General features: G+C 63.9%; 12 protein-coding genes. 11 read left to right on the top strand and 1 reads right to left on the bottom strand.

The window, feature by feature from the left end; genetic code table 11:
• Window positions 1-17 precede the first annotated feature (17 nt).
• The 11 genes from CBW66_RS10715 to CBW66_RS10665 all read left to right on the top strand — a co-directional run bounded on the left by CBW66_RS10715 (window position 18) and on the right by CBW66_RS10665 (window position 14,540).
• On the top strand, window positions 18-1,238 hold the full coding sequence (locus CBW66_RS10715) for a carbohydrate porin (protein WP_086138358.1): 1,221 nt from the start codon (window positions 18-20) through the stop codon (window positions 1,236-1,238).
• 289 nt (window positions 1,239-1,527) lie between these two features.
• Window positions 1,528-2,538 carry a substrate-binding domain-containing protein gene (locus CBW66_RS10710; RefSeq protein ID WP_086138357.1) on the top strand — a complete coding sequence of 337 codons (1,011 nt, stop codon included), beginning with the start codon at window positions 1,528-1,530 and terminating at the stop codon, window positions 2,536-2,538.
• A gap of 238 nt (window positions 2,539-2,776) precedes the next feature.
• Window positions 2,777-4,414 carry an alpha-glucosidase gene (locus CBW66_RS10705; RefSeq protein WP_086138356.1) on the top strand — a complete coding sequence of 546 codons (1,638 nt, stop codon included), beginning with the start codon at window positions 2,777-2,779 and terminating at the stop codon, window positions 4,412-4,414.
• 222 nt (window positions 4,415-4,636) lie between these two features.
• On the top strand, window positions 4,637-5,722 hold the full coding sequence (locus CBW66_RS10700) for an ABC transporter ATP-binding protein (protein ID WP_086138355.1): 1,086 nt from the start codon (window positions 4,637-4,639) through the stop codon (window positions 5,720-5,722).
• 97 nt (window positions 5,723-5,819) lie between these two features.
• Window positions 5,820-7,040 (top strand): maltose/maltodextrin ABC transporter substrate-binding protein MalE, encoded by a 1,221-nt coding sequence (malE, locus tag CBW66_RS10695; protein WP_170932858.1) that lies wholly within the window; start codon window positions 5,820-5,822, stop codon window positions 7,038-7,040.
• 114 nt (window positions 7,041-7,154) lie between these two features.
• Window positions 7,155-8,666: a maltose ABC transporter permease MalF gene (gene malF / locus CBW66_RS10690; RefSeq protein WP_086138398.1), complete on the top strand. Its 1,512-nt coding sequence runs from the start codon at window positions 7,155-7,157 to the stop codon at window positions 8,664-8,666.
• 10 nt (window positions 8,667-8,676) lie between these two features.
• Window positions 8,677-9,567: a maltose ABC transporter permease MalG gene (gene malG, locus CBW66_RS10685; protein WP_086138354.1), complete on the top strand. Its 891-nt coding sequence runs from the start codon at window positions 8,677-8,679 to the stop codon at window positions 9,565-9,567.
• 2 nt (window positions 9,568-9,569) lie between these two features.
• Complete coding sequence (locus CBW66_RS10680; RefSeq protein WP_086138353.1) at window positions 9,570-11,210, top strand: alpha-amylase family glycosyl hydrolase; 1,641 nt, start codon at window positions 9,570-9,572, stop codon at window positions 11,208-11,210.
• Window positions 11,207-12,118: a carbohydrate kinase family protein gene (locus CBW66_RS10675; protein ID WP_086138352.1), complete on the top strand. Its 912-nt coding sequence runs from the start codon at window positions 11,207-11,209 to the stop codon at window positions 12,116-12,118. Before CBW66_RS10680 ends, CBW66_RS10675 begins: the two co-directional genes overlap by 4 nt.
• Before the next feature lie 94 nt (window positions 12,119-12,212).
• Window positions 12,213-13,499 carry an O-acetylhomoserine aminocarboxypropyltransferase/cysteine synthase family protein gene (locus tag CBW66_RS10670; RefSeq protein ID WP_086138351.1) on the top strand — a complete coding sequence of 429 codons (1,287 nt, stop codon included), beginning with the start codon at window positions 12,213-12,215 and terminating at the stop codon, window positions 13,497-13,499.
• 48 nt (window positions 13,500-13,547) lie between these two features.
• A complete protein-coding gene (locus tag CBW66_RS10665; RefSeq protein ID WP_205701121.1) occupies window positions 13,548-14,540 on the top strand; it encodes a GyrI-like domain-containing protein in 993 nt (330 codons plus the stop codon).
• Window positions 14,541-14,582: 42 nt separating this feature from the next.
• Here the strand turns inward: CBW66_RS10665 and CBW66_RS10660 are convergent, their stop codons facing one another.
• Entirely contained in the window at window positions 14,583-15,386 is an 804-nt protein-coding gene (locus CBW66_RS10660; protein ID WP_086138396.1) for an SDR family oxidoreductase, read from the bottom strand.
• Between the last annotated feature and the right edge of the window lie 70 nt (window positions 15,387-15,456).

Below are 15,456 nucleotides of genomic sequence, written 5' to 3'. Positions count from 1 at the left end.
AAAACACTGGAGACGCAATGAACAAACATTTCCTGAAAACTTTGCCTGCCGCCGTGGCGCTGGCCTTGAGTGCTTCGGCCGCCCAGGCCGCCCTGCCGATCGATTTCGGCGGCTACATCCGCTCGGGCTTCGGCACCAGCAGCGAAGGCGGCAAGGAAGCCTGTTTCGGCCTGGCCGGCGCCTCGTCCAAGTATCGTCTGGGCAATGAGTGCGAAACCTACGGCGAGCTGAAATTCGGCGGCGAAGCCTTCAAGGCCGCCAACGGCACCACCTTCCGCATCAATACCCTGGTGGCGTTTTCCGTCAACCAGAACCAGGACTGGGAACAATCGGACCCGTCGTGGCGCGAAATGAACGTGGTGGCCGACAAGATCGGCACGGGCGCCTTCGCCGAAGCGCGCGCCTGGGTCGGAAAACGCTATTACGACCGCCAGGACGTGCACATCACCGATTACTACTTCTGGAATAACAGCGGCCCGGGCGCCGGCCTGGAAAACATCGACCTGGGCGCCGCCAAGCTGGCCTACGCCATCGTGCGCACGGCCGACGATGGCGACAGCAAGCGCATGGGCCTGTCCCACGACCTGCGCTTCTCCGGCATCAAGGTCAACCCGGACGGCGAACTGACCCTGGGCCTGCAATTCAACCAGAAACGCAACGCGCAAGGCGCGGCGCCCATCGCCAGCGGCCACTTGCTGACCATCATGCATACGCAAGGCAATCTGCTGGGCGGTTTCAACAAGGTGGCACTGCAGTACGGCAAAGGCAGCGCGGCCAACACGGGCGGCTTCAGCCTGGGCGCCAGCAAGGATGACAAGGTGGTGCGCCTGACGGAACAAATCATGATCCAGCCCAAAGGTTCCTGGTCGGGCATGGGCACCTTCGTCTACGAAGACAAGGAAACGGCGGGCGTGAGCAGCAAGTGGACGTCGATCGGCGCGCGCCCCGTCTACCACTTCACGGACAACTACAGCCTGGCCGTGGAACTGGGCCACGACATCGTCAAGCCGGAAGGCGGCGAGAGCCGCAACCTGACCAAGCTGACCTTTGCCCCGCAACTGTCGGCCGGCAACAGCTTCTGGTCGCGCCCCGTGCTGCGCGCCTTCTACACCTACGCCAAATGGAACAAGGCAGCCCAGTCGGCCGCCGCGGCGGAATCGGCGCTGTCGTCGACGGGTGTGTTCGGCGGCAAGACCAACGGCAGCTCGATCGGTTTCCAGGTGGAATCCTGGTGGTAATCGCAGGACTTTAGAACATAGGCGAGCGTCCCCGGACGCTTGCCCGTGGCAGCAGCACCGCCCGCTTGTCGAGGGGCACGCCGTATCCGGACCCACCATTTCGCCGCTGCACGCGATGGCCGGCAGCTTCACTGTAGTGTTTCAGCAGTATCCTCTTTTAGCGCGGGCGCCCCTGGGTTTGCCCGCGTATTTTTTTGGGCGCGGCGGCCGCCGGTCATACCCCTGATCATTCGGGCATTTATCAGATAAACTACCCGCACCGCTCCCGATCCACCCAGACGCAGCATCCATGAACCTCAAAAATCTCGCCAGAACGCTAGGAATATCCGAAACCACCGTCAGCCGCGCCTTGAATGGCTATCCGGAAGTGAGCGAGCGCACGCGCGAGCGGGTGCTGGCCGCCGCGCAGGCGGCCGGCTACCGTCCCAATCCCATGGCGCGCAGCCTGGCCGTGGGGCGCACGAACATCGTCGGCATCATCTACCCGCTGATGCCGAACGACCTGGCCGACCCCATGTTCATCGACATCGTGGGCGGCATGTCCGAAGCGCTGGAAGCGCAGCAGATGGACATGATGATCGCGCCCGCCTCGGCCACCAACGAATTCCACACCTATGAACGCATGGTCAAGGGCCGCCGCATCGATGGCTTGATCGTCGGGCGCACGAAACCGTTCGACGAGCGCATCGCCTACCTGGCGCAGCAAGGCATGCCGTTCGTCGCGCATGGCCGCACGCAGCTGAACCAGCCGCATGCGTGGTTCGACTACGACAACGAAGCGGGCATGCGCCTGGCCGTCGAGCGCCTGGCGCAGCTGGGCCATCAGCGCATCGGCCTGATCAGCGCCACGCCGGACCTGAACTTCGTGCGCCAGCGCGTCGAGAGTTTCCAGCACGCCATGCAGGCGGGCGGCCTGGCCGTCGATCCCGACAACCTGGTCGACAATGCGCACGACCGCCGCGCCGGCTACCAGGCCATGCAGCGCCTGCTGGCCCGCTCGCCCCGTCCCACCGCCGTCATCGTCGACAACCACATGTCGGGCGTGGGCGCCGTGCGCGCCCTGCTCGACGCCGGCATCGCCATCGGCCGCGACATGTCGCTGATCGTCTGGGGCGTGATGGAAGATTCCCTGGCCGGCCACAACGTCACCACCGTCGTCCAGCCCGACCCGCGCGGCGCCGGCGCGAAGATGATCCACATGCTGCTGGCCCTGATGGACGGCACGCCCGTCACCGACCTGCAGGAACTGTGGCCGTGCGAACTGCTGCCGGGCGAGTCGGCCGGGCCGGTGCCGCACTAGGCGCTTTCCGCCCCTTTACGCCGCCGGCCGCCTGGCCGGCGGCGCCACATCGTTGTCCTGAATCACCCCCATAAAAAAATCGCATGTCTGGCGCGTGTATCGCTTTACTTTTCAAAGCGCTTTGAACTATACTCATTTCATACCCAAAGCGCTTTGAATTTTAAAATAAGACGTTCGCCTACCAACCAGCAGCGCAGCCCTGATAGCCACGGCTACAGGCACTTTTAAGAAATCATTCATGCCGACCATCCAGAACAATCTCGCCCACCTGCCCGCCGACTGGTGGCGCAGCGCCGTCATCTACCAAGTGTATCCACGCAGCTTCCTCGACAGCAATGGCGACGGCATCGGCGACTTGCCCGGCATTACCTCCAAGCTCGATTACATCGCCGCCCTGGGCGCCGACATCGTCTGGATCTCGCCCTTCTTCACGTCGCCGATGAAAGACTTCGGCTACGACGTGGCCGATTTCTGCGACGTCGACCCCATGTTCGGCACCCTGGCCGATTTCGACCGTCTGGTGGCGCGCGCCCATGAACTGGGCTTGAAAGTGATGATCGACCAGGTGCTGTCGCACTCGTCCGACGTCCACCCGTGGTTCGTGGAAAGCCGCTCCAGCCGCGACAATCCCAAGGCCGACTGGTATGTGTGGGCCGACCAGAAACCGGACGGCACGCCGCCGAACAACTGGCTGTCCGTGTTCGGCGGTTCCGCCTGGCAATGGGAGCCGCGCCGCGGCCAGTACTATCTGCACGATTTTCTCGTCAGCCAGCCCGACCTGAACTTCCATAACCCGGCAGTGCAGCAAGCGCAGCTGGACAACCTGCGTTTCTGGCTCGAACGCGGCGTCGACGGTTTCCGCTTCGATTCCTGCAATTTCCCCTACCACGACCAGTTGCTGCGCGACAATCCACCCGCCGCGCAGCGCGATGCAAGCAGCGTGTCGGCCATCAACCCGTACGGCATGCAGGCGCATATGTATGACAAGACGCAACCGGAAAACATCGCCTATTTGCAGCGCGTGCGCGCCATCCTTGATGAGTACCAGGCCATTTCCATCGGCGAAGTGGGCGACGACAATGCGCTGGCCACGATGGCGGCCTACACGGGCGCCGACAAGCTGCACATGGCTTACAGCTTCAACTTGCTGACGGCCGAGTTTTCCGCCGCGCACATCCGCAAGCAGGTGGAAGAATTCGAGGCGCAAGTGGCCGACGGCTGGGCTTCCTGGTCCGTGGGCAACCACGACAGCGTGCGCGTCATGACGCGCTGGGGCGGCGAGAACCCGTCACCGTCGCTGGCCAAGGTGGTGCTGGCCGTGCAGGCGGCGCTGAAAGGCACGCCGTGCCTGTACCAGGGCGACGAACTGGCCCTGACGGAAGCGGACATTCCTTTCGAGGCGCTGCAAGACCCGTACGGCATCCCGTTCTGGCCCCAGTTCAAGGGCCGCGACGGCTGCCGCACGCCGATGCCGTGGGTGGCCGAGGCGCCGCATGGCGGCTTCAGCAATGCAAAACCCTGGCTGCCCGTGCCGCCCGAGCATCTGGCGCGCGCCGCCGACGTGGAAGAGCGCGATAGCGCCTCGCCGCTGCGCTTCGCGCAAAACATCCTCGCCTGGCGCCGCACCTTGCCGCAATTGCGGCGCGGCGATATCGTCTTCTTCGATGCGCCGGAACCCGTGCTGGCCCTGCGCCGCGACTTGCCCGGCCAACCGTCCGTGCTGGCCGCCTTCAACCTCAGTACGCAAGCCGTCATGTTCGCCTGGCCCGATGCGGCGCCCGCAGCCGGCCTTGCCGGTCACGGCTTGCCAGGCAGTAAAGATGGTCAGCAGATCAGCCTGCCCCCGCATGGCGGCTGGTTCGGCACGGTAGCGTAAATCGCCGGCTTTGGCGGCCATGCCGCCAATTACAATAACGAGCCCCGCGCATCAGCGGGGACGAACAACAGAGTAGCAGTGCTTGGCAAAATCGTAGCGAGCGGATGAAAGTTGTGGCTGAGAAGCGCAGCTGTGCGAAGGCACAGTGAGCATCGCCAGCCGCAAATTTCGACGCGCAGCAGATTTGGCCAGGCACATTCAGTGAGAGTGAGGACGACAGACATGGCAGGACTGAAATTAGCAGGGCTGAAGAAGGCATATGGCGACGTGCAAACCCTGCACGGCATCGACCTGGACATCGCCGATGGCGAATTCATGGTCTTCGTGGGCCCGTCGGGTTGCGGCAAATCCACCTTGCTGCGCAGTATTTGCGGCCTGGAAGAAATCAGCGGCGGCGATTTATTCATCGGCAAGACGCGCATGAACGACGTGCCGCCCGCCAAGCGTGGCATCGCCATGGTGTTCCAGAGCTACGCCCTGTACCCGCACATGAGCGTGGCGCAGAACATGGCCTTCGGTTTGAAACTGGCCGGCATGAGCAAGGTAGAAATCGCCGACGCCGTGCAGCGCGCCGCGCAGATCCTGCGCATCGAACCTTTGCTGGAACGCAAACCCAAAGACTTGTCGGGCGGCCAGCGCCAGCGCGTGGCCATCGGCCGCGCCATCGTGCGCAAGCCCGACGTCTTCCTGTTTGACGAACCGCTGTCGAATCTCGACGCCTCGCTGCGCGTGCAGATGCGCATCGAACTGGCGAACTTGCACCGCGAATTGCGCTCGACCATGATTTACGTCACGCATGACCAGGTCGAAGCGATGACCCTGGCCGACCGCATCGTCGTGCTCAACGCGGGCCGCATCGAGCAGGTGGGCGCGCCCCTGGAGCTGTACCACCATCCCGCCAATCTGTTCGTGGCCGGCTTCCTCGGTTCGCCCCGCATGAACTTCCTCAAAGGCAAGATCCACAGCTATGCCGACGGCATCGCCACCGTCGCCACGAATGCGGGCGGCATGCTGCAGGCCGTGCTGACGCAGCCGCTGGCCAGCGGCACCCCCGTCACCATCGGCGCCCGTCCCGAACATGTGCAGGCGTGCGCGCCCGGCGCGACCGCCGCCATCACGGCCACCGTGCAGGCGGTGGAAAAGCTGGGCGACATCAGCTATCTGTATGTGCACGTGCCCGGCGGCGACGAGCCGCTGGTGGTGCGCGCCGATGCGGAAACGGACTGGGCCATCGGCCAGTCCGTGGCGCTGCAGGTGGCGCCCGCCCGCGTCCACGTGTTCGACGAGCACGGCCAGACCCGCACCTGACACTCCACTTTAGGGGCCAGGCGCTACAGGCGCCGCCTGGCCTGGTTGCATCGTTTCAGCCTTGATACTTAATTAAAAAAAGACACTGGAGATTGACATGTCCTTTACGCACCCGAAACGCAGCTTCATCAAAACCACCCTGATCGCCGCCGCCCTGGCCGGCATCGGCAACCTGGCCGCCGTCAGCATGGCGCACGCGGCCGAAGCAGGCACCCTGTTGATCTGGATCAATGGCGACAAGGGCTACAAGGGCCTGGCCAAGGTCGGCGAGGAATTCACCAAGAAGACGGGCGTCAAAGTGGTGGTCGAGCACCCGGAAGATGCGCCGAACAAATTCCAGCAAGCAGCCGCCGCCGGCAAGGGCCCGGACATCTGGATCTGGCCGCATGACCGCATCGGCGGCTGGATCGATGCCGGCTTGCTGCAACCTGTGACGCCAAGCAAGGAAGCGCGCGCCGCCATCCTGCCGCTGGCCTGGAACGCCTTTACGGTCGGCGGCAAGACCTGGGGCTACCCGATCTCGATCGAAGCCGTCGCCCTCGTCTACAACAAGGACCTGGTGCCGAATCCGCCAAAAACCTTCGAGGAAATCGCCGCGCTGGACAAGAAGCTCTCCGCGCAAGGCAAGAAAGCCATCCTGTGGGATTACACGAATACCTATTTCACCTGGCCTTTGCTGGGCGCGGGCGGCGGCTTCCCGTTTGAAGTCAAGGCGGACGGCCGCTACGACGCAGCGAAAACGGGCGTGAACAATGCGGGCGCACAGGCGGGCGTGAATGCGCTGATGAATCTGATCAACAGCGGCGCCATGGCCAAGGGCGCGGGCTACGCGGAAATGGAAGCGGGCTTCAACCAGGGCAAGATCGCCATGATGATCAATGGCCCATGGTCGTGGGACAACGCGCGCAAATCGAAGATCAATTACGGCGTGGCGACGATTCCTACCGTGGCAGGCAAGACGGCCACCCCCTTCGTGGGCGTGCTGGGCGCGATGATTTCGAAAGCCAGCCCGAACAAGGACCTGGCAACGGAATTCCTGGAAAACCAGATGCTGCAGCTCAACGGCCTGAAAACCATCAACGCTGACGTCCCGCTGGGCACGCCGGCGAACAAGGTGCTGTTCGCGGAATTGAAAGCCAACCCGAACATCCAGGCGACGATGGAAAGCGCGCAGGCAGGCCGCCCGATGCCGAACAATCCGGAAATGGGCCGCTTCTGGTCGTCGATGCAATCGGCGCTGGAAAACATCACGCAAGGCCGCCAGACGACCAAGGATGGCCTCGATGCAGCGGCCAAGCGCATCACGACCGCCAATTAAATTAGGTAGGTCGGATTAGCGCTTGCGCGTAATCCGACATGCACGCCAACAATGTTGTCGGATTACGGCCCTTTGGGCCTAATCCGGCCTACGTATCATTACAGGTATCCCATCGTGCGCAAGTTTATCGGCCCTACGGTATTGACCATCAGCATGGCGCTGGGTCTGTATCTGCTCTTCATGTTGTACATTTCCGGCCAGACCATGCTGGCCGCCGTTTTCCTCGGCTTGCTGACCCTGACGACGTTTGTCTTCACGTCGCCGCGCGCCTATGCCTACCGTTATCTGTTTCCCGGCATCACGGCGGTCATCGTTTTCGTGCTGCTGCCGATGGTGTACACGGTGTCGATCGGCTTTACCAATTTCAGCTCGCGCAACCTGCTCACCTACGACAGGGCCACGCAATACCTGCTCGACGAGACGCAGCGCGTGGAAAGCGCCGGCTATGCCATGACCGTGCATGCCGACAACAAGGAATACCGCTTGCGCCTGGAAAGCCCGGACACGGGCGAAGTGCTGCTGACGCAGCCGCTGGCCCTCAAGCGCGCCGTGCCTCTGAATGTCGAGGTGGCGCCGGCTGACCCCGTGCAGGCGCCCGTGCTCGCCCCCGCCCTGCCCATCAAGGACATCATCGCCCTGCAAAAGGATTTGAAACTGCTCACGCTCGTGCTGCCGAACAAGATCGAGCTGCGCATGGTGGGCTTGCGCGAATTCGGCCCCGTCGCGCATGTCTACAAGCAACTGCCGGACAAGACCCTGAAAAAGATCGCCACGGGCGAACTCGTGACGCCGAACTTCAAGACGGGCTTTTATGAAATGCCGGATGGCACCAAGCTGGAACCGGGCTTCAAGGTCAACGTGGGCTTTGCCAACTTCGTCAAGATTTTCTCCGACGAAGCCTTCCGCGGCCCCTTCCTGCGCATTTTCGTCTGGACCATCGTCTTCGCCCTGATCAGCGTGGCCACCACGACGGGCCTGGGCATGGTGCTGGCCGTGCTCCTGAACTGGGACGCGCTGCGCTTCCGCGGCCTGTACCGCACCCTGCTGTTCCTGCCGTACGCCGTGCCGGGCTTCATTTCCATCCTGGTCTTCAAGGGCTTGTTCAACAATAACTTTGGTGAAATCAACCTCGTGCTCGACGCCCTGTTCGGCATCAAGCCCGCCTGGTTCTCGGACACCACGCTGGCCAAGGCCATGATTTTGATCGTCAATACCTGGCTGGGCTACCCCTACATGATGGTGGTGTGCATGGGCCTGATCAAGGCGATCCCGTCGGACCTGTACGAAGCGTCGGCCCTGGCCGGCGCGGGACCGCTGACGAATTTTTTCAAGATCACCCTGCCCCTGATCATCAAGCCGCTGACGCCGCTGATGGTGGCCAGCCTGGGCTTTAATTTCAACAATTTCGTGCTGATCAGTTTGCTGACGGGCGGGCGTCCCGATTTCCTCGACACCACCCTGCCGGCCGGCACGACGGACTTGCTCGTGTCCTATACCTACCGCATCGCGTTCGAGGATTCCGGCCAGAACTTTGGCCTGGCCGCCGCCATCTCGACCCTGATCTTCTTCCTCGTGGCCGCGATTTCGCTGGTCAACATGCGCCTGACGCGCATGAACAAAGCATAAAGGACCGACCATGGCTATCGTTGTCGACCGTTCCAACCGCTGGCGCATCCTGGCGGCCCACGTCGCCGTGATCGCGCTGATCGCGCTGGTGATGTTTCCCTTCCTGATGATCTTGTCGATCTCCTTGCGCCCCGGCAATTTCGCCTCGGGCAGCTTGATCCCGCCCGAGATCAGCTTCGAGCACTGGCGATTGGCGCTGGGCATGTCCTACCAGGCCGCCAACGGCGCCCTGGTCGAGCCGGACTTCCCCGTGCTGCTGTGGCTGTGGAATTCCATCAAGGTGGCCAGCATGAGCGCCACCGTCACCGTGCTGCTGTCGACCACCTGCGCATATGCGTTCGCGCGCATGCAGTTCCGCTTCAAGTCGCAGACCCTGTCCGCGCTGATGCTGCTGCAGATGTTCCCGGCCGTGCTGGCCCTGGTGGCCATCTACGCCATCTTCGACGTGCTGGGCAGCTACGTGCCGTGGCTGGGGATCGACCACCACGGCAGCCTGGTGCTGGCCTACACGGGCGGCATCGCCCTGCATATCTGGACCATCAAGGGCTACTATCAAACCATCCCCGTCGAGATCGAGGAAGCGGCCAAGGTCGACGGCGCCACGCAGTGGCAAGCCTTCGTCTACGTGCTGCTGCCGATGACGGTGCCGATTCTGATGGTGGTGTTTTTGCTGTCCTTCATCGGCGCCATCATCGAATACCCGATCGCCTCCGTGCTGCTGCATGAACAAAACAACCTGACCCTGGCCGTCGGCTCGAAACTGTTCCTGTACGAGCAAAAATACCTGTGGGGCGACTTCGCCGCGGCAGCCATCCTGTCCGGCCTGCCCATCACGGCCGTGTTCCTGCTGGCGCAAAAATGGATGATCTCCGGCCTGACGGCTGGCGGCGTGAAAGGCTGACCATGCGACGCACCCTGACTACGCTGGCCGCCCTGCTCCTGTGCGCTTCGGCGCAGGCAGGGTCTTTCGCCGATAACCCCATCGTCTACTTTGCCGTGACCGACCGTTTCGCCAACGGCAATTCCGGCAACGACCACAGTTACGGCCGCGCCGCCGACCCGCAAGGCGGCGATGTCGGCAGCTTCCACGGCGGCGACCTCGCCGGCATCACGCAACAGCTCAAAGCCGGCTATTTCAAGGAACTGGGCGTCAACGCCCTATGGATCACGGCGCCGTACGAACAAATCCACGGCTGGGTGGTGGGCGGCAAGCAGCAATTCCAGCACTACGCCTACCACGGCTACTGGGCGCTCGACTACACCACCATGGACGCCAACATGGGCACGCGCGAGGAATTGCGCGAGATGATCGACACGGCCCACGCGCAAGGCATCCGCGTGCTGTTCGACGTGGTGCTGAACCATCCCGGCTATGCGGACTTGCGCACCCTGGCGCAATACAAGGTGCCCGTGCTGTGGCCGGGCCACGACAAGGCCACCTTGCGCGATTATCACAGCTTCATCGACTACAACAACTTCGAATTCACCCAATGGTGGGGCCCGGACTGGGTACGCGCGGGCCTGCCCGGCTACCCCGATGGCGGCCAGGACGATTTCACCATGCAGCTGGCCTATCTGCCCGACTTCCGTACCGAGAGCGCCAAGGCCGTTGGCTTGCCACACATTTTGCAGCGCAAGAGCGACACGCGCGCCGTGGCTCTGCCCGATACGACCGTGCGCGGCTACCTGGTCCACTGGCTGGCCGACTGGGTGCGCGAATTCGGCGTCGACGGTTTCAGGGCCGACACCGTCAAGCACGTGGAACCAAACAGCTGGCTGGCCCTGCGCGCGGCGGCCACGGAGGCATTGAAGGATTGGAAGGCGCGCCACCCGCAGCAAAAAATCGATGATGCGCCGTTCTGGATGACGGGCGAAGCGTGGGGCCATGGCCCCGAGCGCAGCAGCTGGCATGACGCGGGCTTCGACTCGATGATCAATTTCGACTTCCAGCACCGCGCGGGCGGCGACTGGAAAAGCATCGACGGCGTGTACCGCCAGTATGCGGGCTTGCTGGGCAAGCGCATTGGCAATGCGCCCCGCTACGACATCTTGTCGTATATCTCCTCGCACGACACCAGCCTGTTCCCGCGCGATCAATTGAAGCATGGCTTGAGCGCCCTGCTGCTGGCGCCGGGCGGCGTGCAGCTGTTCTATGGCGATGAAAGCGCGCGCCAGCCTGGCGCGGCGCCCATCGGCGACGAACAGCAGGCGACGAGGTCCGACATGAACTGGAACACGCTCGACGCGGCCGCCCTCGCGCATGCGCGCAAGCTGGGCCAGTTCCGGCTGCGCCACCCTGCGCTGGCGCGCGGCGAACACCGGCTGATCGATGAAAAACCGTATGCCTTCGCGCGCGTCACCGATGGGGATGCCATCATCGCCGTGCCCGAGGCGCAAGGCGCGCTCGAACTGAAGGTGCACGGCGTGTTCGCCAATGGCGCCAAGCTGCGCGACGCCTATACGCATCAAACCTATCTGGTAAAAAATGGCGCCGTCGCCGTGAACGCGGCCGGCACCGTCCTGTTGGAAAAGGCAGCACCATGAGTACCTATGACATTGTAGTGGTCGGCGGCGCCGGCATCGACACCATCGTGCGCGTCCCCGACCTGCAATTGCCCGTCGCCGATTCGCTGCATGTGCCGCCCATCCGCGACTACGTGGCGCACACGGGCAATGGCGTGGCGCTGGGCTGCCACGCGCTGGGCCTGCGCTGCAAGTTTATCGACTTCATCGGCGACGATGCGCAAGGCGCGGCGATTTTACAGCGGTATAAAGAGGCCAAGCTCGATTTTTCGCACCTCGTCGAACCTTCGGGCACGCGGCGCAGCGTCAACCTGGTCGACCCGCAAGGGCGCCGGCTGTCGCTGTACGACGGCCGCCACCCGGAAGACCTGCGCATGCCGGCCGCCTTCTATTTGCCCTACCTGGGCCCGGCGCGCCATGCGCACTTTTCCATCATGGGCTGGGTGGCCCAGCTGTTTGACGATGCGCAAGCATGCGGCACGACGGTATCGACCGATCTGCACGACTGGGATGGCGTCAACCCGCACCACCAGGTCTTCGCGCTGCGCGCCGACCTGGTCTTCCTCAGCACGGCGGCGCTGGGCGAGCGTCGGGACGACGTCATGCGCGCCATCATCTCGCAGGGCCGCGCGCAGGCCGTGATCGCCATGGCCGGCAGCGCTGGCGCCTACCTGCTGGAACGCGGCAGCGGCCAGGTCCGCCACTATCCGACGGCGCGATTAAAACTGCCCGTGGTGGACACGAATGGCGCGGGCGACTCCTTCGTCGCCGCCTTTTTGCACGCCTGGCTGGGCGATGCGAGCCTGGACGAGGCCATGCGCCGCGGTGCCATCGGCGGCGCGTTCGCCTGCGCGCAGCACGGCACGCATGAACGCTTCATCGGATCGGCAGAGCTGCATGACTTATATCAAGACGGCACTAGCTTATGACTTAATATTCTATCAAGCGTAGCATCGAGCTAAGGGCTGCATGGCACAATGGCTGCGGATTTCATCATCCCAGACCACAGCAACCGGAGACCATATGAGAATCGAAACCCTGGCCGTGCACGCCGGCTACACCCCCGACCCGACCACCAAGGCGGCCGCCGTCCCCATCTACCAGACGGTGGCCTACGCCTTCGACAATGCCCAGCATGGCGCCGACCTGTTCGACCTCAAGGTGGCCGGCAATATCTACACGCGCATCATGAACCCTACGCAGGACGTGCTGGAAAAGCGGGTCGCGGCGCTGGAAGGCGGCGTGGCCGCGCTGGCCGTCGCGTCGGGCATGGCGGCGATCACCTACGCGGTCCAGACCATCGCCGAAGCGGGCGACAATTTCATCTCCGCCAGCCAGCTGTATGGCGGCACCTACAACCTGTTTGCCCACACCCTGCCGCAGATCGGCATCGAAGTGCGCTTCGCCGACGCGCGCCAGCCCGACACCTTCGCCGCCCTGATCGACAGCCGCACCAAGGCCATCTTCTGCGAATCGATCGGCAACCCGCTGGGCAACGTGACCGACGTGGCCAAGCTGGCCGAGATCGCGCATGCGCACGGCATCCCGCTGATCGTCGATAACACGGTACCCAGCCCCTATCTGTTCCGCCCCATCGAGCATGGCGCCGACATCGTCGTGCACTCGCTGACCAAATACCTGGGCGGCCACGGCACCACCGTGGGCGGCGCCATCGTCGACAGCGGCAAATTCCCCTGGGCCGAACACAAGGAGCGCTTCAAGCGCCTGAACGAGCCGGACGTGTCGTACCACGGCGTCGTCTACACGGAAGCGTTCGGCCCCGCCGCCTTCATCGGACGCGCGCGCGTCGTCCCGCTGCGCAACATGGGCGCGGCTATTTCGCCGCTCTCCGCCTTCCAGCTGATCCAGGGCATCGAGACCCTGGCCCTGCGCATGGACCGCATCTGCGACAATACGCTGGCCCTGGCCAGGCACCTGAAGCAGCATCCGAAAGTCGCGTGGGTCAATTACGCGGGCCTGGAAGACCACCCGGACCACGCGCTGGTGAAGAAATACATGCACGGCCGCGCCTCGGGCATCTTGTCCTTCGGCCTGAAGCTGGCACAAGGCGAAGACCCGCGCGCGGCCGGCGCCCGCGTGCTCGACGCCCTGCAGCTGTTTACGCGCCTGGTCAATATCGGCGACGCCAAGTCGCTGGCCACCCATCCGGCATCGACCACGCACCGCCAGCTCAATCCCGAGGAACTGGCCAAGGCGGGCGTGTCCGAAGACATGCTGCGCCTGTCCGTCGGCATCGAGCATATCGACGACCTGCGCGAAGACCTGGAGCAGGCGCTGAACGCGGCGTAAGGCTTTTTTCGCGCCGATCCCAGGGGAGTTCATGCCATAATCGACGGCATGAACTCCCCTTCCTCTTCGCCGCTGCAGGCCGCGCCGGGCCAGTTCCGCGCCGAATACGCGCGCCGCATGAATGCCGTGCTCGACCATATCGACCGGCACCTGAACACGCCGCTGGACCTGGCCCAACTGGCCGACGTCGCGCATTTTTCGCGTTTTCACTTTCACCGCGTGTTCGCCGCCTGGATGGGCGAAACGCTGGGCGACTATGCGCGCCGCCGGCGCCTGGAAACGGCCGCCTTGCGCCTGGCCGCCCGCCCCGGCGAAACGATACTCGACATCGCGCTGGCGACGGGCTTCGGTTCCGGCGAAGCATTTGCGCGCGCCTTCAAGCTGAAATTCGGCTGCACGCCGACAGCCTGGCGCGCCGGCATCGCCGCGAAGAACGCCGCCATGCTCGCGGCCATGCGCCTGCGCCGGCAAGATAGCAATCCGGATCAGGCCATGCGCAATGCCGATCAGGAAAACGGGCCGAACTTCCAGCACCATGGGCACTCCAATCCACTTGATAGAGAGAGTCCCATGCAAGTCACCATCCTCGACCTGCCGCCCGCCACCGTCGCGTGCCAGCGCCATATCGGTCCCTACGGCCCCGCCATCAGCGCCTTCTGGCGCGACACCGTCGCGCCGTGGATACAGTCGCACGGCCTGGGCGACGCCACCTGCTACGGCATCGGCCTTGACGATCCAAGCATCACGCTGCCGGAAAAATGCCGCTACGACGCCTGCGTCACCGTGCCCGACGGCTTCCAGTCAGCCGGACGCGCCAGCCTCGCCACCCTGCCAGGCGGGCGCTATGCGGTGGCGCATTTCAAGGGACCGGCCAGCACCATCGCCGACGCGTGGACGCGCATGACGCGCGAATGGCTGCCTTCCAGCGGCCTGCAGTGGGATGAGCGCCCCTGCTTCGAGCGATTTGCCGCCGCCACGGCGATGGACCCGGCCACCGGCGAATTCTCTTGCGATATCTGCATCCCCGTGCGGCCGCTGTAACTTCGGCATGCGGCGCTGGCATCATTTCTGGCAGCCCCTCTGTCAGTCCTTGATGCCATAGCGCGATGCCGGCGCGCCGCGCATCGCGCCCGCGAACAGGGCCAGGCGCGCCGCGTCAAACTGCTCCCACAAGGCCTGGTCTTCGACGGAGGGCAAAGTCACCAGCTCGCCCTGGTCCAGGCCCGCCAGCGCCGCATCGACGCAGTCTTCCACGCGCATGATGGTGGCCTGGTCCAGCTGCGACAGCGGCACGCCGCTCAATTCCCATATTTCCGTCGCCGTCGTTGCGGGCAGCACCAGCTGCACCACGATCCCCGTGCCGGCCAGTTCCTGCTGCAAGCCGCGCGTGAAATTCATCACATAGCCCTTGGTGGCGCTATAGATCGTGCTGACCGGCAGGACGTGGAAGGACAGCACGGAACCGATGTTGATGATGGTGCCCCCATTGCGCTGCTTGAATTGCGGCAGCACGGCGTAGGTCAGCTCGGCCAACGCCGTCACATTGACCTTGTCCATGGTGGCGATGCCCGCCCTGGCCGTATCGACGACGGGCGCCAGGGTCGAGGCGCCCGCATTATTCACCAGCATGGTGATGGCGGGATTGCTGGCCAGTTCATCGGCCACACGCTGCAGGTCGGCCGGCGCGGACAAGTCGGCCGCCATGGCGCGCACGGCCACGCCATACTTGTCCGCCAGCGACTTGGCCAGCACGCCCAGGCGCTCGACCCGGCGCGCCACCAGAATCAAATCAAAACCGCGCGCGGCCAGGCGGTCCGCATACACGGCGCCAAGGCCGGAAGAGGCGCCGGTGACGAGGGCCGTGCCTTGGGTAGTAACTGCATTCATGATCATTCCTTCTTCAAAATAGGGGGTGGATTGTGTCATCAAGCATGATGCTCATCATGTTCATATGCGT

Origin of the sequence: Janthinobacterium sp. GW456P (assembly GCF_002127655.1) — a bacterium.
Lineage (GTDB): Bacteria > Pseudomonadota > Gammaproteobacteria > Burkholderiales > Burkholderiaceae_D > Janthinobacterium.
Note: the sequence above shows the minus strand (reverse complement) of the source record. Positions and strands in the feature narration are given on the sequence as shown.

Bases quoted from the DNA above. Each gene is read 5' to 3' on its own strand.
- CBW66_RS10715 (WP_086138358.1), top strand. From the start codon at position 18: ATGAACAAACATTTCCTGAAAACTTTGCCTGCCGCCGTGGCGCTGGCC.
- CBW66_RS10710 (WP_086138357.1), top strand. From the start codon at position 1,528: ATGAACCTCAAAAATCTCGCCAGAACGCTAGGAATATCCGAAACCACC.
- CBW66_RS10705 (WP_086138356.1), top strand. From the start codon at position 2,777: ATGCCGACCATCCAGAACAATCTCGCCCACCTGCCCGCCGACTGGTGG.
- CBW66_RS10700 (WP_086138355.1), top strand. From the start codon at position 4,637: ATGGCAGGACTGAAATTAGCAGGGCTGAAGAAGGCATATGGCGACGTG.
- malE (WP_170932858.1), top strand. From the start codon at position 5,820: ATGTCCTTTACGCACCCGAAACGCAGCTTCATCAAAACCACCCTGATC.
- malG (WP_086138354.1), top strand. From the start codon at position 8,677: ATGGCTATCGTTGTCGACCGTTCCAACCGCTGGCGCATCCTGGCGGCC.
- CBW66_RS10680 (WP_086138353.1), top strand. From the start codon at position 9,570: ATGCGACGCACCCTGACTACGCTGGCCGCCCTGCTCCTGTGCGCTTCG.
- CBW66_RS10675 (WP_086138352.1), top strand. From the start codon at position 11,207: ATGAGTACCTATGACATTGTAGTGGTCGGCGGCGCCGGCATCGACACC.
- CBW66_RS10670 (WP_086138351.1), top strand. From the start codon at position 12,213: ATGAGAATCGAAACCCTGGCCGTGCACGCCGGCTACACCCCCGACCCG.
- CBW66_RS10665 (WP_205701121.1), top strand. From the start codon at position 13,548: ATGAACTCCCCTTCCTCTTCGCCGCTGCAGGCCGCGCCGGGCCAGTTC.
- CBW66_RS10660 (WP_086138396.1), bottom strand. From the start codon at position 15,386: ATGAATGCAGTTACTACCCAAGGCACGGCCCTCGTCACCGGCGCCTCT.